The organism is Bizionia gelidisalsuginis, from assembly GCF_008086185.1.
Taxonomy (GTDB): Bacteria; Bacteroidota; Bacteroidia; order Flavobacteriales; family Flavobacteriaceae; genus Bizionia; species Bizionia saleffrena.
This window is the reverse complement of sequence record NZ_VSKN01000002.1, coordinates 24,329-49,279: the sequence shown is the minus strand read 5'-3', so window position 1 is coordinate 49,279 and position 24,951 is coordinate 24,329. Positions and strand designations below refer to the sequence as shown.

Genomic DNA, 24,951 nt, shown 5'->3' with positions numbered 1-24,951 from the left:
TATGAATGATGAATTTGAGTTTTCAGAATCTTCACCCTCAACTTTCGATATTAAAGCGTTTTTATATAAAACCTTAAGTTATTGGAAACTCTTTATTTTATGTATTGGTATCGGTTTGTTTATCGTGTATCAACAAAATATAAGAACGCAACAATCTTATAAATTAGGAACTCAAATTTCTATAGAAGACGATAATAACCCTTTATTTAGTGCTAATACCAGCCTAACCTTTAATTGGGGTGGTGTTTCTGGAAAAGTTAAAACGATTATTACAACGCTTCAGTCGCGTTCTCACCACGAGAAGGTGGTAGATAATCTTCAGTTTTATATCACGTATTTAAAACAAGCGCGATTTAGAAAAGACGATATTTATAAGGCGGCGCCCTTCACCTTTACGTTATTACCGAACACGTCTCAAGTTTTAAACGTGCCGGTACGCATCTCGATAGTAGACGATACAACGTTTGAAATAGGATTAGATTTTGAAAATACAATAGTCAACACACAAAACTTTACTAATAAAGAAAAAAGCACGACCGATGTGTCTATAGGCCCTTTTAAGCAGCGTTTTAAATTTGGGAATCCTATTATTTTACCTTTTTTAAACGGAACAATCCACTTTAAAAAGGATCGTAAGATAGTGTCTGGCGATGAGTATTTTATAACATTTCAAAATTATGATGCCGTTGTCGGAAAGTATAAAGATAAATTGTGGGTGGATAATCCTGCAAACTCATCGATTTTAAATCTTGAAATGACCGATGTTAACACGGGGAAAATTGAAGATTATTTAAATGAAACGGTACGCGTATTAAGCGAGGATCAGTTGAATAGAAAAAATCAGTTTGTAACGAATACCATTACTTTTATCGATGAGCAATTGGAGCGTGTAAAATCTCAATTGACACTGAATGCGGATTCTTTAAATAACTACCGACAAAATAATAAGATTTTTAATTTAGATGAAGAAAGCCTTCAGATAAATGAAAAGCTCGCTAAGTTTGAAATTGAAAAGGATAATACCAACAGGCAGTTGGCGTATTATTCTAACCTAAAAACCTATTTAGAAACTAGTAATAGTTTTACCGATGTGCCAGCGCCATCCATAGCAGGAGTAGATGATGCCAATATATTAGGTAATGTGTCTAAACTAAATGCATTGTCTGTACAGAAATCTAAATACGAAACAACGGTGCGCAGCGATGCTGCTATTTTTGGTGATATCGACAGACAAACAGAGGGACTTAAAGCCGTTTTACTAGAGAATATTAGTTCGGCCTCCAATGGGTTGCGTCGCGAGATGGAATTTATAAATTCTAAGATTGCTTCTATCGACTCTAAAATAAGAAAGCTGCCCAAAGACCAGCAGAATATGCTAAATATCGAGCGTCAATATGCGCTAAGCGAACAAACCTACAATGTGTTTTTAGCGAAACGTGGTGAGGCCGAAATTATTAAATCGGCAAGTGTGTCAGATGTTTTAGTGATAGATCCAGCAAAAGATACGGGGGCACAACCCATAGATTTGAAACTGAGTTCGCGTTATATTTTTGCGATTATCGGCGGGTTCCTTCCCCCGTTATTACTGGCGTTTTTAGTCGCTTTTTTTGACACTAAATTGCACAGTCCCCATAACTTAGAACAAATCTCTCGTATTCCGTTATTGGGTGTTATTGGTAAAAACGAGTCGGATAATAATTTGGTGGTGCATAACAAGCCTAAATCGACGATAGCGGAATCCTTTCGATCCATTCGTTCGAGTCTGCAATTTATGTATCGTACAAAAGGTAAGGAAGGCAGTAAAACAATAGTAGTCACGTCTTCAGTAAGTGGTGAAGGAAAAACATTTTGCTCTATTAATCTAGCGACTGTATTTGCGTTAAGCGGCAAGAAAACGGTGCTTGTTGGTTTAGACTTAAGGAAACCAAAAATATTTGGTGATTTTAAGTTAAATAATGATCTCGGCGTGGTAAATTATTTAATAGGCCAGAATACGTTGGATGAGGTTATAAATCTATCAATAATAGACAATCTAGATATTATCACTTCGGGACCTATCCCTCCAAATCCTTCAGAATTACTAATTGGAGAACCGATGGATACATTAATAAATGAGCTAAAGACACGTTACGATTATATTATTTTAGATACCCCTCCGGTAGCGCTAGTTGCCGATGCTTTAGAGTTATTTGAGTATGCTGATGCTTCGATGTACGTGGTAAGACAAGACTACACAAAAAAAGCCATGCTGAATTTTATTAACGATAAGTATAAAAAGAAAGAATTGTCTAATATCAGTTTTTTATATAACCATTACGACCAGAAAGGGAAATACGGTTATGGACACGGTTATGGTTATGCCACGTATGGTAATGGGCCTTATGGCAATGGGTATCATGACAATTATAAGCCAAAACCGTCGTTAAAAGAGCGTGTTAAAGGTTTGTTTAAAATTTAACGCAGCGTCATTTCGAGTGGTTTGAGAGGTACGATAAAATTGTATTGAGAAGTTTAAAGATTACAGTTCTCTATGCAAAATTGCTAAAATTAGAAATCTCACTTAAATAGCAATTTAGGATTGAATATTTAGAAGTGCGTGGTTTTGATTTTGGTTCCATTGGAAATTTTGCTTTAGTAATGCATATCTCAATTTTCTTTCCCTAACTCTAAAGGGCGGAAATGGATTCAAAAAGGTAAAAGAAAGTCCCCTTTAGGGGATTTAGGGGTAAAATATTCACGTTGCTAAATGTAACAGTAGTAACTCTAAGTTGTTTCCAAAGCCTTTATTTTAAGTGTAACGATAGATGCACGATAGACCGGTTTTTTAGTGAAAGGTTGTTAGTGAATAGTTCTTAGTGAGAAGTGCGTGGTTTTGATTTTGGTTCCATTGGAAATTTTGCTTTAGTAATGCATATCTCAATTTTCTTTCCCTAACCCTAAAGGGCGGAAATGGATTCAAAAAGGTAAAATAAGGTTCCTTTTACGGGATTTAGTGGTAAAATATTCACGTTGCTAAATGTAACAGTAGTAACTCTACGTTGTTGCCAAAGCCTTCATTTTAAGTGTTTTGTTGAGTGGAAATTTTTATTTTTCGATTGATTAGTGTAATCCCTTTGGGATTACTACTTGAATATAAAAAAAAAGCCTTTATTTGTATATGTATTAACCTATTTTAATAAAAATCCTTGTCACTTCAAACCGATAAATCTACAGACTGGCTTTATACAATTTCCTCCAAAAAGAGTGCTTTAAATTTAAACTTTAAAGAAATTTGGCGCTATCGCGATTTGCTGTTATTGTTTGTTAAGCGCGATGTGATTACCTTATATAAGCAAACTGTTTTAGGGCCGCTATGGTATTTAATTCAGCCCTTATTTACGTCGGTAATTTTTACACTTATTTTTAATAATTTAGCTGCTATCCCTACGGGTGAAGGGATTCCGTCGTTTTTATTTAACCTTGCTGGGATAACCTCTTGGAATTATTTTAGCGCCTGCCTAACAGGAACCAGCGATACGTTTAAAAAAAATCAAGGCATCTTTGGAAAAGTGTATTTTCCTCGCGTGATTATGCCACTATCTGTCGTGTTTTCTAATTTGATTAAGTTTGGTATTCAGCTTTTAGTATTCGTACTTTTTTATATTTATTTTGTCTTTTTTACGAGTAGCGCTTCAGCGGCACGTCCGGATAACGTTATCGTATTACTACCCATTCTAATTATTTTTATGGGCCTTTTAGGCTTGGGATTCGGAATGATTATTTCATCGCTCACTACCAAATATAGGGACCTCACGTTTCTTGTCGGTTTTGGTGTACAATTATTAATGTATGGTTCGGCAGTGATGTATCCGTTGGCGTATTTTAAAGAAAAAGTACCCGAGTATGCGTGGCTTGTCGAATACAATCCTATGACCCGAATTATAGAGCTTTTTCGTTATATGACACTCGGCGTTGGGGAGTTTTCAATCTCATATTTTTTGTATTCCGGACTGATTAGCATTGTGGTTTTTTTAATAGGATTGATTATATTTAATAAAACGGAAAAATCGTTTATTGATACGGTTTAGAGAGTAGTGAATGGTTCGTTCGCAAGCTCACTTTTAGTGAATAGTAGAAGACTATTGGTTTAATATTAAGAAATTGAGAAAAGGTGAAAGTTTGATAATACGTTTATATTATAACCCCAAAGTCACCATTCACTACTCACTACTCACCAAAGAGAAAGTATATTAAGAATAGAGTAGAAAGTAGAATAGTTCAAATTATAAATTATAGCAACAAAGCCTCTTTTCACTTAAAAAATAGAAATACAATTAATAATGACATCAAGTAATATCATCCTAAAGGTCGAAAACATCTCCAAACAATACCGTTTAGGGCTCGTGGGCACGGGGACTATTAGTCACGATTTGAATCGCTGGTGGTCTCGTGTTCGTGGTAAGGACGATCCGTATTTAAAAGTGGGTGAAGTTAACGATAGAAGCACAAAAGGGTCTAGTGAATACGTTTGGGCATTACAGGATATTAATTTTGAAGTAAAGCGTGGTGAAGTCCTGGGTATTATCGGTAAAAATGGCGCAGGGAAATCAACACTTTTAAAAATACTATCTAAAGTCACGTCGCCAACCACAGGAGAAATAAAAACACGCGGCCGTATTGCGTCGCTGCTGGAAGTGGGCACCGGATTTCACGGTGAAATGACCGGTCGCGAGAATATATTTTTAAATGGTGCTATCTTAGGAATGACTAAAAAGGAAATTGCTAATAAAATAGACGAGATCATTGCCTTTTCAGGTTGTGAACGTTATATTGATACGCCTGTAAAACGTTATAGTTCGGGAATGACCGTGCGACTGGCTTTTGCCGTTGCCGCTTTTTTAGAACCCGAAATTTTAGTAATTGATGAGGTTTTGGCCGTTGGTGATGCCGAATTCCAGAAAAAGGCCATCGGTAAAATGCAAGATATTAGTCGTGGCGAAGGGCGCACCGTTATTTTTGTGAGTCATAATATGGCAGCAGTGAAGAGTTTGTGTACTCGGGCTGTTGTTTTGGAATATGGAGAAACGTTATTTGAGGGAGCTACCAAAGATGCTATTGAATATTATTTAGAAAGTTCTAAGAATGATTTTTCTCAAGCCACATTTAAAGATAGGAAAGGTAATGGATTGGTAAAAATTAAAGGAGTAAATGTGTTTGGAAAGGAAGAAGATAGTAAACCACAAACAGGTAAACCATTTACTATTCGATTTGAACTAGAAAATGCAAACATTATAAAATTAAACGATATAGAGTTTGATATAAGAATAGATGATAATTTAGGCCAACGCGTATCGTGGTTAAGTAGCCAATTATTAGAAAAAAAATATAGTAAAGATAAAGCCATTAGTATTATAGAGTTTACTATGAATTCTTTACAATTAAATAATGGTGTTTATTATGTGACTACCCACATTATGGTTAAAAATGAAGTGGCGGACTGGGTACAGAATGCCTTTTCTTTTGATGTGGAAAAAGGAGATTATTATGGCAATAATGTTGATGTGCCTAATGCACAATGTAAAGCCTTGTTAAACTTTGACGTAAATTATTTATAATGATAAGTAAGATTAAAAAAATAATTAAAGAAAATAGAAATTTTCAAAAACAACAAGTCACTTTGCTAAAAGAGTTAGATTGGGCAAATACGTATCACGATAGTATACGAGGTAAAGCGTGGTTAGAAAACTTATCTTTAAATGTAGGGCGTTGGGCTGGGAATTATTCTTTCTTTTATGTGCTAAATCGAGTGCTTTACGATTATAAACCTAAGCGTATTTTAGAAATGGGATTGGGTGAATCTACAAAATTTATAAGCTCATATTTAGAACATTATTTATTAGAATCATCACACGTAGTTATTGAACATGATATTAATTGGAAAAAGACGTATTTACAAGCACAATCTACCTCCACACGCACAACTATTGAAATATGTCCGTTAGAACAAAAAACCATTAATAACCACCCAACTAATAGTTATAAAGGGATTGCTAATACTATTACAACAAAATTTGATTTGTATGTAATAGATGGTCCTTTTGGAAGTTCTCATTATTCGCGGTATGATATTGTGCATTTAATGGATCAATTTTCAAAAAGAGATGAGTTTATAATTATTTTAGATGATTATAATCGATTAGGAGAGCAAGAAACAGCTAAAGATCTGCTGAGTATCTTAAATGACAAAAAGATAAAAACACATACAGCTGTTTATGCAGGAAGTAAAAGCGTACTCATAATTGCTACAGAAAAATATAAATTTGTAACCTCTTTATAAACTGTGGAAACTCCTCTAGTCTCAATAATAATCCCAACATTTAACCGCGCGCACTTAATTGGTGAAACGCTCGATTCTATTGTAGCGCAAACCTATAAAAATTGGGAATGTATTATTGTGGACGATGGCAGTACAGACAATACTGTTGAGGTCATTAATAAATATATTGAGAAAGATACGCGTTTTCAGTATCATCACAGGCCAAGCGATCGACCTAAAGGTGGTAATGCCGCAAGGAATTATGGGTTTGAAGTGAGTAAGGGGGAATATGTGAATTGGTTTGATAGTGATGATATTATGTTGTCTAATTTTATACAAAAGAAAATTACTCATTTTCATTATGGAATGGATTTTAATTTTTGTGCATATACTTTAGTAGATGAAAACTTAAAATTTCTAAAAGATGTAAGTTTGATTGATACCAATAATCTGTATAAAGATTATGCGCTATGGAAGTTACAAATAGTAACTCTTTCTGTTTTATTTAAAAAGGAGTTTTTAAAAGGCAAAAAATTATTCTCATACAATATTAAAAGAGGGCAAGAAACTGAATTATTTCTTAGATTATTTTTTAACTCAAATAAAGAAGCATATAAAATTATTAATGAGCCGTTGTTTTTGTACCGGCAACATAAAGGTTCAAAAACACACAAGAATAAAGTATATAAAAAAGAATATAAAGAATCTGTAGCACTAATTTATATTGATAATTTAAGAAAATCATTCTTGCTTAGAGATAAAGATTTAATTAGTTTTTATTACAAAAATTTAATTGTAATATGGTTTGAAGCTCTAGCAAAAAAAGATAATAAAAACAGACTTTTAATAGGTAGAGAATTGAATAAAATTATAAGAGATGTAAGTATAAAAAAGTACGTCATTTTAACCTTACTACTTAAGTTTTGTGAATTAACAAACAATCCTAGCGAAAGAATCAAATATTTTTTAAAAAAAATTACATTTGATAACCTTAAAAACAATTCAATTTGATACCTAAAATTATACATTATTGTTGGTTTGGTAAAGGTAAAAAGTCTAAACTTATATTGGATTGTTTAGAATCATGGAAGAATATATTAGAAGGTTATGAGATAATTGAATGGAATGAGAGCAATACTGACCTGTTACATCCTTTTGTGAAAGCAGCCTATTTAAAAAAAGAATGGGCGTTTGTGTCAGATTATGTTCGGTTAGAAAAGCTTTATGAATTTGGTGGAATATATCTTGACACTGATATGCTTATGTTAAAAAATATAGATAATTTTTTAGAAGATGAATGTTTTTTTGGCGCAGAAGATTTAGATTTAATAAGTGTAGGTATAATTGGAGCAAAACCTAAGAATGAATTTATCCTTAATGCACTTTTATTTTATGACTCCTTAAAATTTAATTTTGAAAACACTAAGAGTCACACAATTCCTTTTATAGTTACTAAAATATTTAGAGGAAAAAATAATTTTAATTTTAATTTCGATTCTATAATTGAATTAGATAGGGTCAAAATCTACCCTTTTGATTACTTTTATCCAGTTAACTATCACTACAGAAAAGATATATTAAATTACAAGAATTATATAACCAAGAATACATATGGTATTCATTTGTGGAATTCTTCTTGGATTGAACAATCAGAATTTGATTACATTCGACAAAGAAAATATCTTAAAGGATTTAAAAAAGTTTTAAGAAATGTTAAAAAAAAAGAAACAACCAATCTCAAATATTTAAGGAAGATACTATCATGTTTAAAAGAGTCATTAAAAAATGAAAAAAGTATCCATCATAATAACTTGTTATAATCTAGGAGAATTTCTACAGGAGGCTTTAGATAGTATTATTAACTATCCAGTTCTCGAAACTTTAGAGATAATAATAATAAATGATGGCTCAACCGAAATAGATACTAAACGAATTTTAAATAAAATAACTTACGATTACCCAAATGTTCTGGTCGTTAATCAGGAAAATCAAGGTTTGGCAAAGGCACGTAATAATGGAATAAAATTAGCTAAGGGAGAGTACATTATACCGTTGGATGTCGATAATAAATTACGTCATGGATTTATTAAAAAGGCCATTAAATCTTTAGATAATAATTTAGATATAGAGGTTGTTCATGGAAACGCCCAGTTTTTTGGGAAAAGACAGGGGCTTTGGAAAGTAAACCCATTAGATATTAAGAGTTTAGTTTTAAATAATGATATAGATGCCTGTGCTTGCTTTAGGAAAACTACATGGGAAGAATTTAATGGTTATGATGAGCAAATGCCAATAATGGGTTTTGAAGATTGGGATTTGTGGTTAAGATTTGCTGCTAAAGGAAAACAATTTCAATATGTCGATGATGTGTTTTTTGATTACCGTGTAAGAGAACATTCTATGCTAACAAACGCTTGGTCTAATAGAGATATGTTAATAGAGTATATTTTTAATAAAAAGGAATTAAAACACTTAGGATTGTTGCGAGAACTTTTAATTGAAAATGAAAAATTAAAAGAAGAACCAGCAACAAAAGAAGTGTTAGCTGTTTTAAAAAAGAAAGTATTTCGAAAAATTAATAATATTTTCAAACTATGAAAATACTTTTTACAACAGAGAATATGGATTGGGGTGGAAGTGAATTATTATGGAATAGCGTTGCAAACTATTTAAGTAGTACAGAGCAAATTACTATTTGTGTGAATGAAAAAATACAACTTCCAGAGAAAACAAGACATAATAATGCGATTACAATTCGTTATATTACAAAACCTACCTTTACCGTTTTACAAAAAATATACAATAGAATAGTTCCTTATTCTCTTCGCTTAAAACACAATGATTCCAGAATTGCTTATATAAAAGAAATAATGCCAGATTTAGTTGTAATCAATCAAGGGTATAATTTTAATGGTGTAGATTTAATGGCGTTTTGTATTAAATGTAATATAAAATATGTTACTATATCTCAAGCAGTAAATGAACTTTATTGGCCAAATTTTAGCTTAAGAGTTAAAATGAAAAATGGGTTTGAAGGAGCTTTAACTAATTATTTTGTTAGTAACGATAATTTGAATGTTACAGAATCTCAAATAGGAGAACAACTTGTTAATGCACAAGTAGTGAAAAACCCTTTTAATGTGCCTTATGACGTTTCTCTAACTTACCCAACTGATAAAGAAAGTTATAAATTAGCCTTTGTGGGCCGTTATTTTTTTAGTGCTAAGGGACAAGATATTTTATTGCGAGTACTAAATCAGGAAAAATGGAGAGATAGAAATTTAATTATTAATTTTTACGGAAACGGCCGTGATAAGCAGAACTTAATAGATTTAATAGCGCTTTACAAACTAGAAAATGTATTCATTAAAGATTTTACTCCCACATTAGATATTTGGAGAGAAAATCACGGTTTAATTTTAACCTCTCGCTACGAAGGCCTTCCTATAGCTTTAGTAGAAGCTATGTTATGTTCAAGAATAGCTATTATTACAAATGTTAGCGGTAGTGCTGAGGTAGTTACCCATAAGGTTTCAGGTTTTGTTGCCGAAGCACCTAGAGTTAAATCTGTTGATTGCGCTTTAGAATTGGCGTGGCAAAACAGGAAAGAGTGGCAGCATATGGGGGTTCAATCAAGACGCGAAATTTGTAGAAAAGTAGAGAAAGATCCAGAAATTACTTTTGCGAAAGACTTATTAAGACAGATAAAAGCAAATTAGTATGTATTTTAAAGTATACGCCATTCTTGCACATAAAAACCCTTCTCAGTTAAAGGAATTGATAAGTTTATTACAGTATAAAGACACATTATTTTTTATTCATATTGACAAAAAGAGTAAGCTAAGTACTTTTAAAGAAGAAATACAATTTAATAATTGCTACTTCATAGAAAATCGAGTGTTATGTAAATGGGGGACTTTTAGCTTAGTAGAAGCTACAACTGTTTTATTTGAAAGTATTAAGCGTTTTATGAGTATTAATCATAAGGATGCGGATTATCATACAATCTTATTATCGGGAGAAGATTTACCCTTAAAAACGAATAAAGAAATTCACGACTATTTAAAAGAAAACAAAGAGTATTCTTTTTTAGAGCATTGGGAGTTGCCAGATCAAAGATGGTGGGATGGTGGTTTATTTAGATTTAAAAATTTATATTTTTTTAAATATCAATACAGCACTTTTAATAAATGCATAAACAAGGTAATTAATAGAACTAAGTTTGTACAACTTTTACCTTATAATAGATTAAAAAAAAGTTTTCCAAATTTTAAAATTTATGGAAGTAGTCAATGGCTTATTTTAAATAAATTAGCTTTGAATAAGCTTTTAAAAAGTTTTGAAGATGAAAAGAAGTTGCGCTCTATTTTTAGATATACTCTAGCGCCAGACGAAACACTATTTGCTTCGTTACTGTTAAATAGTATTCCTCAAAAACTTTTATTAAAAAATAAAAGCCTAACATTTGTATCCTTTAAAGGGAATAAAAGTAGTCCCGAATATTTAAAGACCAAAAATATACAAAATATACAAAATGATGACTATCTATTTGCTCGAAAATTTGATAGCTCTAAAAACTCTAAATCGATTTATTATATTAAAAACTCTTTATTAAAGTAATGAAAAGATTAGCGGTAATAATGCCAGTTTATAATGCTTCGCAATATATAGACTTAGCGATTAAATCTACATTGGATCAAAGTTTTAAAGATTTTGATTTGTATATTATTGATGATTGCTCCATAGATGATTCTTTAACTAAGGCTAATAATTATGATGATAGTAGAGTTTTTGTTTTTAAGAATGATAAAAATTTAGGTATAGCTAGAACATTGAATGAGGCTATTAAAAAGATATATATAGACTATGAGTATATTGCTCGTATGGATGCAGATGATTATAGCTACCCTAACCGCTTTAAATTACAGATTGATTTTTTAGACCAAAATAGTACTGTTAATTTGTGCGGTACACAAGGCTATTGGCTAAAAGATATGCAGGTTTTACCAGATAGTAACTGGGTTTATCCCACACGGCATTCTGATATTAAATTTGACTTAATGTTTTCAGCATGTTTCGGCCATTCATCGGTTATGTTTAGATGTACAGTTTTTAATGATTCTCTTTTTTATAACGAATCTATACAAACTTGCGAAGATTGGGATTTGTGGACGCGTATTGTTTTGAAACATAAGGTAGCTAATCTCCCTGATTTTTTAATGAAATATAGAATTGTAAACACAAGTAATCATCGAGCAGAAAACAAACAAGAACAGCACTTTAAAGAGCGCTCTAGTATCATTTCTAAATATTTGGAAAATTTCGATGTCCATTTGGATCCAAATACTGTTTTTAAATGTTATTATTCCGTAGAGCCTTTAAATAATATTGAATTTCAAAAATATTTAAAGCAAATCATAGAAATGTTTAATTCATTAAATAAAGATTATTTAAAATTAATGGATGATAACAGTGCTAAAAATTTTCGATATCGTTTTGTTAGGTTTATTCTATCGTTTTGGAAACGAACCAATTTAAGTTCACGTAATTCTTTAGGAGTATGGTTTTTAGTGCTAAATGAAGTTGAGTTTATTAATAATTATAGACTACTTAAGCACCTTTATAGATAATATTACACGAATCAATTGCATCAGAGGAAATCAAATATGAGAATTAAACTTTTAGATAGTTATAGAGGAATAGCCATTTTAATGGTGATTTTTTTTCATTTCTTTTCACGATGGGTAAAGGTTTATCCTTACGGTTCTGATTATAACTTTTTTGAGTTTGGAAAGTTAGGTGTTCAGTTTTTTTTTATGATTAGTGGTTTTGTTATATTAAATTCTTTAGAAAAGACAACATCTATTTTGTTCTTTTTAAAAAAAAGGATGATTAGGCTTCTCCCTAGTATGTTGATAGCGTCTATATTAACATATATTTTTTTAATTAATTTCGATGATAAGAACCTTTTCCCTTCTGGTCATTATATCAAGAATTTATTGATTAGCTTAACCTTCATAGAACCAGATTTAATATCGTCCTTAATAGGAAGAAGAATTAATTTTGATTATTTAAGTTCTGTTTATTGGAGCTTGTGGCCAGAGGTACAGTTTTACCTCTTTGTTTCTACTATCTTTTTTGTATTTCGTAAAAATTTTTATTTAGTTTTTTTTGTTTTAGCTTTGATTATTTCGTTAGTTAAAATTAGTATGGATTATCTGGTGTTTTCAGAGGGTAGTTTTTTATACATTATGAAAAACATATTTAGAGTTTTTAATTTATCGTTAACTCTTCCTTTTTTTTGTATTGGAATTTATTTTTACATTTTATACACTATACAGGTTAAAGCTCTTAGAGTAAAAAGAATTACACATATTTTCTTCAGTATGTTTGTTCTTATTCAAGTTTATTATTATTGGGGTGATTTCGTTAAATTATCGTTCTATTTTGTTTTTTTATCTCTATTCTTTTTAATGATTTTCAAGAAAAGATACCTATTATATTTAGAAAATAAATTATTTATAAAACTAGGAGTCTCCTCTTATTTTTTATATCTCATTCACGAGTCTATAGGGGTAGTTTTAATAGAGAAATTTGCTAGAAATAATTTTCCTTTTTTTTCAATTCTATTGATTATAATATTGTGTGCTATTAGTATCTTATACACATATTATTTTGAAATTAGAATAGCAAAATATTTAAAAAATCATTTTTAACACTATGATTTTATACTTATTCTATAAGAATTGAGGAAATTGTAAACTATTACAAAAAGCTAGAAATTAAATAAAATGATAAAAAAGTACATTTCTTTATGCAAGCATCAATAGTAATCGTAACCAAAAACAGGAAATCTGAGTTAGACTTTACTTTAGAGAGATTGTATAATTTAATTGATACAACACAAGTTGAAATTTTAGTTTTAGTTGATGGTGGTGAAGATGATACGAGTTTGCTGGAGGGTAAGTATAGCGCTGTGCATTGGACTTTTTTAAACAAAAGTGTAGGAGCTTCTAAAGCTAGACATATGCTTTATAAGCAAGCGAAAGGGTCTGTTTTAATTGGTTTTGATGACGACGCACATCCGCTACAAGCCGATTTTATTAAAATTATTAGTGATTTATTTAAAACTAATCCTAAAGTAGGCATTCTCGCATTTCAAGAAATAAAAGGGGTTTTTAAATTAGATGCCGAAGCTTTAGCAACAAAACCAAAACAGGATTTACAATTTTTGTGTAGTGAATTTGTAGGGTGTGGTTTTGCCATAAAAAAAGAAACTTATTTTAAAACGAGAGGATTTCCTGATTGGGTAGATATTTATGGAGAGGAGTCTTGTGTGTCTTTAGAGGTTTTAGCGAATAACGAAAAGATATTATATACGAATGCGGTATCTGTTAATCATCGAGTAGACATGATTGCCCGGAAAAAAGCAGGACATAACTATTTCCGATTCGAAAAGCAGTTACAAAACACTTTTTATTACTATTTGGTATATTATAGGTATCCTTCAGTGAAATTATTGAAATTGCTCTATCACAATTTTAGAAAATATGCACTAAAAGATTTTACATTTTTTAAAGCTTACGTTCGTGCTATTGCGACTATTATACTTAATTTGCCTAAGATTTTGAAATATAGGCAACCGGTATCGCAGTCGTGTATTGCGTTAAAAAACAGCTTGCCTTCACCTATATTTCATTAAAACTATTTGATTCAAACTAAGACTATTAAAACTATAGCCATTATACCCGCCAGAGGACAATCTAAACGGTTGCCTAAAAAGAATAGTAAACTCCTTAATGGTTTGCCGTTGTTGGTTTATAGTATTCAATATGCTCAAAAACAGGCGGAGATCGATGCGGTTTATGTTAGTACAGACGATGCAGAAATTAAAGCCATTGCGCTACAATATGGCGCGGAAGTTATAGAACGCCCCGAAGCCTTATCGGGCGATTTGGAACCTACTATAAGTGCGTTGCAACACGCAGTAAAGACCATAAATTGTTCCACTTTAGAGACGGTCGTTCTTTTGCAACCCACAAACCCCTTACGACCAAAGGAGTTGTTTGCAAATGCGTTTCAGTATTATACTAATAATAAATGCGATAGCGTGTTTACAGTAAGTAGAAATCACCATAAATTAGGGAGTATACAGTCTGATAAGTTTATTCCTCATAATTACACCCCTGGTCAACGCAGTCAAGACTTAGAACCGTTGTATTTTGAAAATGGTTTATTGTATATTACACGCGTTGCCGAACTTTTAAAAGGTTTTATCATTACAGAAGATGGGTATCCGTATCTTGTTGAGCATCCTTTTGCTTCTATTGATATTGATACCCAAGACGATTTTGACTTGGCAACTTTTAAATTAAATTTTTACATTAATGACTAACCCTTACATAGAAATTGCTGGCCGTAAAATAGGCCAAGACTATCCACCTTTAGTAATTGCCGAAATCGGGATTAACCACGAAGGCTCGCTAGTAGTGGCAAAAGAAATGGTTGATTCGGCAAAACGTGCCGGTGTTGAGGTGATAAAACACCAGACCCATATTGTAGAAGATGAAATGAGTGGGGCTGCCAAGAAGGTTATTCCTGGCAATGCCGATGTTTCAATTTATGATATTATGGAGCGTTGTTCGCTTAATGAAGCAGACGAACTTGAGTTAATGCGATATGTAAAGTCTTTGGGAATGCTATTTATTTCGACTCCTTTTTCTAGGGCAGCCGCCAATCGCTTAGAGCGTTTTAATGTTCCTGCTTATAAAATAGGTTCTGGGGAATGTAACAATTATCCGTTGTTAGAACATATTGCGGAGTTTGGAAAACCAGTGATTTTAAGCACGGGTATGAACACCATTAAAAGTGTAGCCAAAGCAGTGGCTATTTTTAAAAGGCATAATGTACCTGTTGCTTTATTACACACAACCAATGTATACCCAACGCCTGTTCATTTAGTGCGTTTTGGAGCGATGCTAGAGTTGCACGAAGCGTTCCCGAATACTGTTTTTGGACTGAGTGATCATACGCTGTCTAACACCGCGTGTTTAGGGGCAGTGGCTTTAGGCGCGTCTATTTTAGAGCGTCATTTTACGGACCACATGCAACGTGTTGGGCCAGATATTATATGTAGTATGGACGAACAAGCGTGCAAGGAGTTGATCTCTAAAAGTGCTGAAATGGCTTTAATGCGTGGAGGGAGTAAAGGCCCTGCCGATGAAGAGCAAGTCACCATAGATTTTGCTTTTGCTACCGTTTGTAGTATTAAACCTATTGCTAAAGGAGAAGCGTTTACAAAAGATAATATCTGGGTGAAACGCCCAGGAACAGGTGCTATTTTAGCCGATAAATACGAGGCTGTTTTAGGGCAAACGGCAACAAGGGGTATTGCAAACGACGAACAATTAAGTTGGGAAGATATTGAGTAAGGCTAAAAAAATAGTATTCTTAACAGGCACACGAGCCGATTTTGGCAAGATGAAACCTCTTATAAAGGCAGTGGAAACGCATCCAGACTTCGAAGCGCACGTTTTTGTAACTGGTATGCATATGCTGGAAACGTATGGTTATACCTTAATTGAAGTGCAACGTTGTGGTTTTAAATACATAAGTACGTTTAATAATCATACCGATGAAGCGACAATGGATTTAACCCTGGCAAAAACGATTGGTGGTTTTTCTGAATTTGTAAAAGAGGTAGCTCCAGACTTAATAGTTATTCACGGAGATCGTGTAGAAGCTTTAGCTGGTGCTATTGTAGGGAGTTTAAACTCTGTTTTAGTAGCACACGTTGAAGGCGGGGAACTATCGGGAACTATAGATGAATTATTACGACATGCGACCAGTAAAATGAGTCATATTCATTTTGTAGCCAATACTGAAGCACAATCTCGACTGGAGCAAATGGGGGAGCGGCCTGAAAGCATTTATCCGATTGGTTCTCCAGATGTCGATATTATGTTTTCGGAAAACTTACCGACTTTAGAAGTGGTTAAAAATTATTATGATATTTTTTTCGATACCTATGCTATCGCTATGTTTCATCCGGTGACTACCGAATATAAACAAATGGCCGAATACGCCGCGAATTTTGTGACTGCTTTATTAGAAAGTAGTGAGAATTATGTGGTTATATTTCCCAATAACGATTTAGGGAGTCGTGTTATATTAGAGGCGTATAAAGCTTTAGAATCTCATTCGCGTTTTAAAGTTTTTCCATCTATTCGTTTTGAGTACTTTTTAACCCTGCTAAAGTCAGCCCAATTTATAATTGGTAATAGTAGTGCCGGTGTTCGTGAAGCACCATATTACGGGATTCCTACTATTAATATTGGCAGCCGACAAGCCAATAGAGTGGTTTTAGATTCTATTATTAACACGAATTATGAAACCTCAGAAATAAGTGCAGGCATAAAACAATTGCCAAGTTTAAAGATTGAAAAAACTGAAGTGTTTGGGACAGGGAATAGTGCGGAAGCCTTTATGGAATCTCTAACATTAGAATCGTTTTGGAAAACACATCATCAAAAACAATTTAAAACGGTATGAGTAGCACCTTGGGATTAGTCATTACCGATGGCGTTGGTTTTAGAAATTTTATATTAAGCCGTTTTCTAGAGGAAGCAACCAAGGAGTTCGATTCTGTTATCATTTTATCCTGTTTGCCTGCGTCTGTGTACAAAGCACATACTAATTGCCGGGTTATTGAACTCGCTATTTTTACTGAAAAATATCCAACCTGGTTTTTTAGAAAAGCTAAAGAAGTGGCGCATTTAAAACTGCACGCTGCTAACAATTTAGGAATTCAAGATAATTTAAAAACTAATACTTCTATATTAAAAACAACACGAGGTTACGGCACGCGATTTATATATAAACTGACCCGTTTTTTTCATTCGGAAAAGGGTATTCAACGCTTTCAAAGTCTTCAGAATAAAACATTTAGTACTCATAAAGTGACGACTTCTTATCAGGATATATTACAAAAAGAAGAAATTGATCTCTTGTTTTTTACGCACCAGCGGCCGCCATACATTGCACCATTAGTTTATGCAGCGCAGCAACAAAAGATTAAAACAGCCGCGTTCATTTTCAGTTGGGATAATTTAGCCTCTAAAGGACGGATGGCCTCAAGCTTTGACTATTATTTGGTGTGGAGTGCTTTAATGAAACGCGATTTATTAAAGTATTACAGTTCTATAACTTCAGAGTCGGTGGCAGTGGTGGGTACACCACAATTTGAACCTTATGTTATGCCTGAATATAAGATGAAGGCTTCGGAATTTTATGAACTGTTCGAAATAAAATCCACTTTAAAAACCATTTGTTTTAGCTGTGGCGATAGTTCTACAAGTAAAAATGACGAACTTTATATTGAAACGATTGCTGAAGCGATTAAAAACCAAATGATACCAAAAGTGAATTTTATTGTTCGCACGTCTCCTGCAGAAGGACGTGAGCGCTTTGAAAGTTTGGTAGTGCGTTATCCGTTTATTAAATGGCATTTTCCAAAATGGGAATTAACGCGTATAGGTCACCAAGAATCGTGGTCGCAACGGATTCCTACCGTACGTGATATTAAAGAGCTACGTGGATTATTGGAATATTCAGATATTAATATTAATATGCTCTCTACGATGAGTTTAGATTTTATGCTATTTAATAAACCGGTTATAAACACTGTTTTTGGTACTGCCACTAATGGATTATACGACGATCAGCGTTTTCTAGGGTATGAGCATATTATGCATGTTGTAAATAGTAAAGCGACTAAAGTTGTTACCAATGCTAACGAATTGGTTGCTGCTATTACTGTTTATTTACTAGAAGATCAAGACGCACCCTTTAGAACAAACCTAGTAGAGCAACAAATAGGCGTGGCGCTAGAAAATACGAGTTCCACAGTGGTAAAAAAATTAAAACTATGGCTATAGAGCAGCGTCATATTGCCATAGTTTGTAACTACGAGTTATTGCCCAATAGGATAGGAGGTATGGACTATTTTTTCTGGGCTTTTGATGCCGCTTGCAAAAAAGAAGGGATCGCTGTGGATTGGTTTTTTCCCAATACAGCAAATTTTAAAGAGTATAAAAACCTAAATATAATCCCAAATACAGAGCAGTCTGTCGAAGCACATTTTACTAGTTATATAGCGCATAATACTATTCAATATTCTCACGTTGTTACACATTTTGTAGAATTGTGTACATCGTTTTACAAAACCATTAAAAAAAAGCAACACTTAAAAATTATTGCTGTAGACCATAACCCACGACCTCTTAACGGTTACACACTTCAAAAGCGACTTAAGAAACGCGTAAAAGGGATTTTATACAGTCAATATATAGATATTTTTGTAGGTGTATCGAATTACACCTGTAATGCTATTTTGAAAGATTTTGGAATGTTTTTAAAACCAAAAACGATAACCATTTATAACGGTGTACTACTAAAAGATATTATACCTAAAACTGCACAGCGGACTTTAGTAAACCCTAGATTCTTGGTGGTTTCCCATTTGCGGTTTTCTAAAGGGATTCAAGATTTAATCCAAGCTGTAGTACGCTTGCCAGAGGTTTTAAAAGCCGATTTAATAATTGATGTTTATGGTGATGGGCCTTACAAAGCAGTTTTAGAAGATAAGATAAAAAGTCTCCGATTACATTCTGTTTTCGCGTTTAAGGGCAGTGTAAATAATTTACCAAGTCTTTATAAAGATTATGATTATTTATTGCAGCCAACGCATATGGAGTGCTTTAGCTTATCTGTTTTAGAAAGTTTAGCAGCAAATATACCAGTGATTACAACTCCCGTTGGAGGTAATGAAGAGGTTATTACTCACGGTGACAATGGTTATATTTTTAATGCTAAAAAGAGTGAAGAATTAGCAGAGCTATTAGAAGCTATTATAACGGGAAAACAAACCATTGTGGGCCCAACGCGACCGTTAATTGAAAATCACTTTTCTATTGAAAAAATGGTAGAGGGACATTTAGAATTATTAAATTAATCTCTTTCGAAATTCTAAATATTAATAAAAGTATAAAAAAAAGCAATGACCAAGCCACCACAAAAACTCTCCATTATCATTCCTGCATATAACGAAGCGGCAACTATTCACTTGATTTTGGATAAGGTTCTTGCAGTGTCATTACTCAATACTTTAGAGAAAGAAATCGTTATTGTTAATGATTTTAGTAGCGATAATACGGTTGCTGTCGTTAAGGCGTATATTGCGAAGCACCCAAACGAAACTATTATGCTTTGCGAGCAAGATAAAAACTACGGGAAAGGTGCGGCATTACATCGCGGCATTAAAGAATGTTCTGGTGATTTGATTATTATTCAAGACGCCGATTTGGAATATGATCCCAGAGAGTATAATATATTGTTGGAGCCTGTTTTAGATGGTTTTGCCGATGTGGTGTATGGGAGCCGTTTTAAAGGCAGTCGGCCGCATCGTATTCTGTTCTTTTGGCATAGTTTAGGGAATCAGTTCCTGACCTTTTTAAGTAATTTGATGACGAATATGAACTTTACCGATATGGAAACTTGCTACAAACTATTTAAGGCTGAGCATTTAAAAAGCTTAAACTTAAAAGAACAGCGCTTTGGTTTTGAACCGGAAGTAACCGCTAAGATTTCTAGAATTCCTGGTATTCGTGCCTATGAAGTGGGTATTAGTTATTACGGAAGAACATACGCCGAAGGTAAGAAAATAGGATGGAAAGATGGCGTGCGTGCCATATACTGTATTATTAAATATAAAGTATTTAAATAAAAAACATCTATAACCAATGACTCCTATAAAAATAGCCTTTTTAACTCCTGAATATCCTCACGAACGCGTGGGTCATTCTGGTGGTATTGGAACGAGTATTAAACATTTAGCACAGGCGTTGGTTACTCAAGGCCATAGCATAAGTTTATTAATTTATGGGCAAACGGAAGATGCTATTTTTGTTGTAGATGGGATTACTATTTATTTAATAAAAAACAAGAAATTTAAAGGGTTATCGTGGTGGCTTACACGACAAAAAATAGAACGCCTAATCAATAGATTACATTCGGAAGATAAAATAGATATTGTTGAAGCGCCAGATTGGACGGGAATCACTTCTTTTATGAGATTGCACTGTCCTCTAATTATCAGGCAAAATGGGTCTGATACTTATTTTTGCCATTTAGATCACCGACCAGTAAAGGCGATAAACAAATTTCACGAAAAGAAAGCGCTACAGTCTGCAGATGGCATTCTGGCTGTTAGTCAATTCACTGGGGAGTTAACTAATACGTTGTTTGGCATATCTCTCGATTTTAAGGTGATACCTAATAGTATTACACTTACAGATTTTGAATGTGATACCGTGTCAAATCAGCCAAATTCGCCACCTACAATACTTTATTTTGGAACTTTAATCCGGAAAAAGGGGCTGTTAGAGTTGCCCTATATTTTTAATGCCGTTCATAGCAGGTTTCCAGGTGCTCAATTAATTTTAGTGGGTAAGGATAGCCCAGATATAAAAACACAATCTCATTCCACATGGGCCTTGATGCAACCTTTATTTAGGGCGTCTGCGTTAGAGCAGGTACGCTATTTAGGGCCAATGCCATATTCTGAGATGCGCACCCATATAGAGCAAGCGACGATTTGTGTATTTCCTACTTTTGCCGAGGCGTTACCCGTCTCTTGGTTGGAAGCTATGGCCTTAAAACGTCCAGTTGTTGCCTCTAATGTTGGGTGGGCAAAAGATATTATAGATGATGGGGTTAATGGCTATTTAGTGCACCCTACAGATCACAGTACTTATAGTGAACATATTGTTAGTCTATTGAACGATGCTGAAGAGCGACAAGTGATGGGAGAAGCAGCACGACAAAAAATAGAGTCTCATTTTAGCTCAGAGATTGTAGCCGCTCAAAGTGTGGCGTTTTACCAAACATATTTAGATATATGATTATAATTTATCATAATAATGGTACGGTTACGAGAATTCTTGATTCAGAAAAAAATGAAGAACTAGAAGTCGATAGACTAAGTTCTATAAGTAGGGTGCTATTGCATGTTGCTGAAATTTATCCGAATTCAATCATTGTATGGTGTCAAGAAGCGAATGCACAATACATTAATTTAAAGTATATAGCGACCCAATTTAATAATCGATATACTATGATTTCATTTTCAGAACAGAATTATATGTCTGACAGAATAGGCTACATAGAGGAATCACCGTTCTTAAAAATTAATAAATCAGTAAAATTTCCTTCATGGCTAATGAGTAGTATGTGTGGCGCTATACATAGTCAGTCGATTTTATGTTTTGAAAAAACCTTAAAAGGGTCTGAAGGTTTTGCCTATCATTTAAATGCCATTGCCAAATTAGGGATGCCTCTAGGGTTGTTTTGCTACAGTGATCCAAATTTGTTATTTGAAACTGCTTCAAATAAAGAGGAAGAGGGAATTAGAGATACTGCTCTTTTTAAATTTGTAAAACAACATTATAAAGGGATTTGGGTGTATTTACTATTTTTAAATATTGCGCTACATGAAAAACGAGTGTTACTTAGACCTTTATTTCTTAGTTTATTTTCAAAAAAGCAAGCAATGGAGCTTCATTTTAATCAGCAAAAAATCATATCCCAAAGCACAATTCATATAATAACGGAGCATAATAATTATGATGTTGTTATTCCTACTTTAGGTAGAGTCAAATACCTCTATGACGTTTTAGAGGATTTATCCAAACAAACGGTACTTCCTACCAATGTGATCATTATCGAACAAGATGATAGAGAAGGGGCGGTTTCTGAGTTACAGTATTTAAAAACGGAATCATGGCCATTTTTAATTCAGCATCAATTTATTACACAGACTGGCGCGTGTAATGCGAGAAATATAGCTTTAAAAGAAGTGAAATCTCCTTACGTTTTCTTAGCAGACGATGATATTAGGTTTTCAAGTGAAGTTATGGAACGCAGTATCCAATTTATGAGAACTAATAAATATGATGCCATAACATTGAGCTGCAAAAGAGAAAATGAAATTGATTCTTTGAATACAGCGATACAATGGCCAGCTTTTGGATCTGGGTGTAGCATAATTAAAACAGCAGTATTAAAAAACATACGTTTTAATACGGCTTTTGAGCATGGTTTTGGCGAGGATTCCGATTTCGGAGCACAATTAAGACGACAAGGAGTAGATGTTGTGTATTTTCCGAAAGGGAGACTTATCCATTTAAAAGCTCCCATTGGAGGTTTTAGAACGCCTTTTCAACATGTATGGAACAAGGAGGAAATACAGCCAAAGCCATCTCCCACAGTCCTATTATACCAACTACTAAACAATACAAGTGAACAATTAAACGGGTATAAGCTAATTTTATTTATTAAATATTACAGACTTCAGCATACTAAAAACCCTTACTTGTACTTTAGGAAATTTAAAAAACAATGGGCAGTAAGTATGCACTGGGCGACTGTTTTAAAAGCAAAATACGTACAACTATGACTCTCCCATTCACACTAATCATTTGTACGTATATGCGTCCCGAAGCTTTGCATACCTTGCTAAAGTCAGTAAGTGCTCAATCCTTGTATCCTGATGAGATTTTAATTATTGATGGATCGACGAATTCTGAGACAGAAGACGTATTAAAGATTACCCCGTTTAATAATTTGAAATATTTTAAGGTTCCAGAATCTGATCGCGGATTAACGAAACAGCGTAATTATGGCATTTCCCGTGTTGCTAAATCCTCTGAAGTTGTATGTTTTTTGGATGATGATACGGTATTGGAATCAGATTATTTTGAAGCCTTATTAAGTGTCTACCGGTCACATCCCGAAGCTCTTGCTGTTGGTGGATACATAACCAATGAGATTAATTGGGAACGCGAAGCACTTCCTAAAACGCGAAGCCATTTTTATTATGATGGTTGGCAGAGAACTGAACCGTCTCGATTTAAAATCCGACGCGCTTTTGGTTTGTTACCAGATACACCACCAGGCTTTATGCCTAGTTTTTCTCACGGCCGTTCTATAGGCTTTTTGCCGCCTTCGGGAAATATATATCCTGTGGAACAACTTATGGGAGGCGTTTCTTCTTATAAAAAAGAAATTTTTAAGACACTCTCATTTTCTACTTATTTTGAAGGCTATGGTTTGTATGAAGACGCCGATTTTTCTTTGCGAATTGCTAAAATGGGAAAGTTGTTTGTGACTACAAAAGCAAGACTAGAACATCATCATAATGCTGCTGGTCGGCCAAACCAATACGCTTATGGTAAAATGGTGGTACGCAACGGCTGGTATGTGTGGCGCGTAAAATATACAGCTCCTTCAGTTCAAGCAATAGTTCAATGGCACGCTACGGCACTATTACTAACAGCAATCCGTTTTCTTAATGTGTTTACAACATCTCAACGCAAAGAAGCTTTAACAGAAAGTTGCGGACGTGTCGTAGGTTGGTTATCTTTATTTACTAATTCGCCAAAATCTAAATAATGAACTTCTTAATCATCACTCACGCCATGCATAAAGAAAAAGGAGATCGTATTTATTCTTATGCACCTTATATTCGAGAGATGAACCTGTGGTTGAAGTCTGTGGATTCCGTAACTATTATCGCTCCTGTTTTGGGCGATTCTATTTCTAAAATTGATTTACCGTATGAACACCCTAAACTACATTTAAAGACGATACCTAGTATTCAGTTTACCTCTTTAAAAACTATATTTTACGCCCTTTTAAACTTACCACACCTCTTTTTTACCTTGTATAAAGAAATGCGCAAAGCCGATCATATTCATTTGCGATGTCCCGGAAATATAGGATCGTTGGGCTGTTTGGTTCAAGTCTTTTTTCCTAAGACCCCAAAAACAGCAAAATACGCAGGGAACTGGGACCCTGAGAGTGAGCAACCGTTAAGTTATCGAATTCAGAAATGGCTCTTGAGTTCTTCGTTCTTTACTAAAAATATGCAAGTGTTAGTTTATGGTAACTGGTTCTCTACATCACCAAATATTAAACCTTTTTTTACGGCTAGTTTTTTAGAAGCCGATAAGAACATTCCCACAGTGAGAGATTATAGCAACAGATTACAGTTTCTATTTGTAGGAAGTTTAGTAGAGGGCAAACGTCCGTTTTACACCATTCAACTTGTAGAACGTCTGCACCATTTAGGTTTTAATGTGCAACTGGATCTTTTTGGCGATGGTGTTTTACGGGAGTCTTTACACCACTATATTGTAGAACACGAACTAGAAAATGTGGTACACTTTCACGGTAATCAGGAATTCTCTATTATAAAAGCCCGATTAAAATCTGCTCACTTTTTAATTCTACCTTCAAAATCTGAAGGTTGGCCCAAAGCCGTTGCCGAGGCTATGTTTTTTGGAGTGATCCCCATAGCGACACCGGTATCTTGCTTGGTGGATATGTTGGAGTATGGGAGTAGAGGAGTGCTTATTTTTGGAGCGTTAGATGTTGATGTAAAACATATTACTGAAGCGTTGGAAGATCCTGCTGGTTTGGAGTCCATTTCGAAAGCTGCGGCTAAATGGAGTCAGCAGTTTACTTTGGAGCGGTTTGAGAGAGAGATTGAGGCGTTGCTGAAGAATTAGGGGGTATCGCGTAATGATAAAATTAGAAAG

At 33.8% G+C, this 24,951-nt stretch carries 22 protein-coding genes; all 22 read left to right on the top strand.

All coding sequences use genetic code 11. The features are described from left to right. Position 1: 1 nt before the first annotated feature. Positions 2–2,458 carry an exopolysaccharide transport family protein gene (locus tag ES677_RS02240; protein WP_148380314.1) on the top strand — a complete coding sequence of 819 codons (2,457 nt, stop codon included), beginning with the start codon at positions 2–4 and terminating at the stop codon, positions 2,456–2,458. Positions 2,459–3,185: 727 nt separating this feature from the next. Further along, positions 3,186–4,067: an ABC transporter permease gene (locus ES677_RS02235; protein ID WP_211357855.1), complete on the top strand. Its 882-nt coding sequence runs from the start codon at positions 3,186–3,188 to the stop codon at positions 4,065–4,067. A gap of 252 nt (positions 4,068–4,319) precedes the next feature. Beyond that, positions 4,320–5,594, top strand: a complete 1,275-nt coding sequence (locus tag ES677_RS02230; RefSeq protein ID WP_148380313.1) for an ABC transporter ATP-binding protein — start codon at positions 4,320–4,322, stop codon at positions 5,592–5,594. Next, positions 5,594–6,316 carry a hypothetical protein gene (locus ES677_RS02225; protein WP_148380312.1) on the top strand — a complete coding sequence of 241 codons (723 nt, stop codon included), beginning with the start codon at positions 5,594–5,596 and terminating at the stop codon, positions 6,314–6,316. The genes ES677_RS02230 and ES677_RS02225 overlap by 1 nt, the downstream gene beginning before the upstream one ends. 3 nt (positions 6,317–6,319) lie before the next feature. Next, a complete protein-coding gene (locus tag ES677_RS02220; RefSeq protein ID WP_148380311.1) occupies positions 6,320–7,306 on the top strand; it encodes a glycosyltransferase family 2 protein in 987 nt (328 codons plus the stop codon). Further along, complete coding sequence (locus ES677_RS02215; RefSeq protein WP_148380310.1) at positions 7,303–8,115, top strand: glycosyltransferase; 813 nt, start codon at positions 7,303–7,305, stop codon at positions 8,113–8,115. The genes ES677_RS02220 and ES677_RS02215 overlap by 4 nt, the downstream gene beginning before the upstream one ends. Next, entirely contained in the window at positions 8,081–8,893 is an 813-nt protein-coding gene (locus tag ES677_RS02210) for a glycosyltransferase (protein ID WP_148380309.1), read from the top strand. Before ES677_RS02215 ends, ES677_RS02210 begins: the two co-directional genes overlap by 35 nt. Next, positions 8,890–10,014: a glycosyltransferase family 4 protein gene (locus tag ES677_RS02205; protein ID WP_148380308.1), complete on the top strand. Its 1,125-nt coding sequence runs from the start codon at positions 8,890–8,892 to the stop codon at positions 10,012–10,014. Before ES677_RS02210 ends, ES677_RS02205 begins: the two co-directional genes overlap by 4 nt. A 1-nt stretch (position 10,015) precedes the next feature. After that, positions 10,016–10,915 (top strand): beta-1,6-N-acetylglucosaminyltransferase, encoded by a 900-nt coding sequence (locus tag ES677_RS02200; RefSeq protein WP_148380307.1) that lies wholly within the window; start codon positions 10,016–10,018, stop codon positions 10,913–10,915. Then, the gene (locus ES677_RS02195; RefSeq protein WP_148380306.1) at positions 10,915–11,925 is read left to right on the top strand and encodes a glycosyltransferase family 2 protein; all 1,011 of its coding nucleotides are present in this window, start codon (positions 10,915–10,917) and stop codon (positions 11,923–11,925) included. The genes ES677_RS02200 and ES677_RS02195 overlap by 1 nt, the downstream gene beginning before the upstream one ends. 36 nt (positions 11,926–11,961) lie before the next feature. Further along, positions 11,962–13,011, top strand: coding sequence for an acyltransferase family protein (locus ES677_RS02190; RefSeq protein WP_148380305.1), 1,050 nt, complete (start codon positions 11,962–11,964; stop codon positions 13,009–13,011). A gap of 98 nt (positions 13,012–13,109) precedes the next feature. After that, the gene (locus ES677_RS02185) at positions 13,110–13,997 is read left to right on the top strand and encodes a glycosyltransferase family 2 protein (protein ID WP_148380304.1); all 888 of its coding nucleotides are present in this window, start codon (positions 13,110–13,112) and stop codon (positions 13,995–13,997) included. A gap of 6 nt (positions 13,998–14,003) precedes the next feature. Further along, a complete protein-coding gene (locus ES677_RS02180) occupies positions 14,004–14,690 on the top strand; it encodes an acylneuraminate cytidylyltransferase family protein (protein WP_246124331.1) in 687 nt (228 codons plus the stop codon). Then, positions 14,683–15,726, top strand: a complete 1,044-nt coding sequence (locus tag ES677_RS02175) for an N-acetylneuraminate synthase family protein (RefSeq protein WP_148380303.1) — start codon at positions 14,683–14,685, stop codon at positions 15,724–15,726. The genes ES677_RS02180 and ES677_RS02175 overlap by 8 nt, the downstream gene beginning before the upstream one ends. Continuing rightward, on the top strand, positions 15,719–16,846 hold the full coding sequence (gene neuC, locus ES677_RS02170) for a UDP-N-acetylglucosamine 2-epimerase (protein ID WP_148380302.1): 1,128 nt from the start codon (positions 15,719–15,721) through the stop codon (positions 16,844–16,846). The genes ES677_RS02175 and neuC overlap by 8 nt, the downstream gene beginning before the upstream one ends. Further along, a complete protein-coding gene (locus ES677_RS02165) occupies positions 16,843–18,231 on the top strand; it encodes a hypothetical protein (protein ID WP_148380301.1) in 1,389 nt (462 codons plus the stop codon). Before neuC ends, ES677_RS02165 begins: the two co-directional genes overlap by 4 nt. Beyond that, entirely contained in the window at positions 18,222–19,307 is a 1,086-nt protein-coding gene (locus ES677_RS02160) for a glycosyltransferase family 4 protein (protein WP_148380300.1), read from the top strand. Before ES677_RS02165 ends, ES677_RS02160 begins: the two co-directional genes overlap by 10 nt. 45 nt (positions 19,308–19,352) lie before the next feature. Beyond that, complete coding sequence (locus tag ES677_RS02155; protein WP_148380299.1) at positions 19,353–20,078, top strand: glycosyltransferase family 2 protein; 726 nt, start codon at positions 19,353–19,355, stop codon at positions 20,076–20,078. 16 nt (positions 20,079–20,094) lie between these two features. After that, positions 20,095–21,255: a glycosyltransferase family 4 protein gene (locus tag ES677_RS02150; protein WP_246124329.1), complete on the top strand. Its 1,161-nt coding sequence runs from the start codon at positions 20,095–20,097 to the stop codon at positions 21,253–21,255. Beyond that, positions 21,252–22,808, top strand: a complete 1,557-nt coding sequence (locus tag ES677_RS02145; protein WP_148380298.1) for a glycosyltransferase family 2 protein — start codon at positions 21,252–21,254, stop codon at positions 22,806–22,808. The genes ES677_RS02150 and ES677_RS02145 overlap by 4 nt, the downstream gene beginning before the upstream one ends. Beyond that, the gene (locus ES677_RS02140) at positions 22,805–23,803 is read left to right on the top strand and encodes a glycosyltransferase family 2 protein (RefSeq protein ID WP_148380297.1); all 999 of its coding nucleotides are present in this window, start codon (positions 22,805–22,807) and stop codon (positions 23,801–23,803) included. Before ES677_RS02145 ends, ES677_RS02140 begins: the two co-directional genes overlap by 4 nt. Then, positions 23,803–24,921, top strand: coding sequence for a glycosyltransferase family 4 protein (locus tag ES677_RS02135; protein WP_148380296.1), 1,119 nt, complete (start codon positions 23,803–23,805; stop codon positions 24,919–24,921). Before ES677_RS02140 ends, ES677_RS02135 begins: the two co-directional genes overlap by 1 nt. The last annotated feature ends 30 nt before the right edge of the window (positions 24,922–24,951 follow it).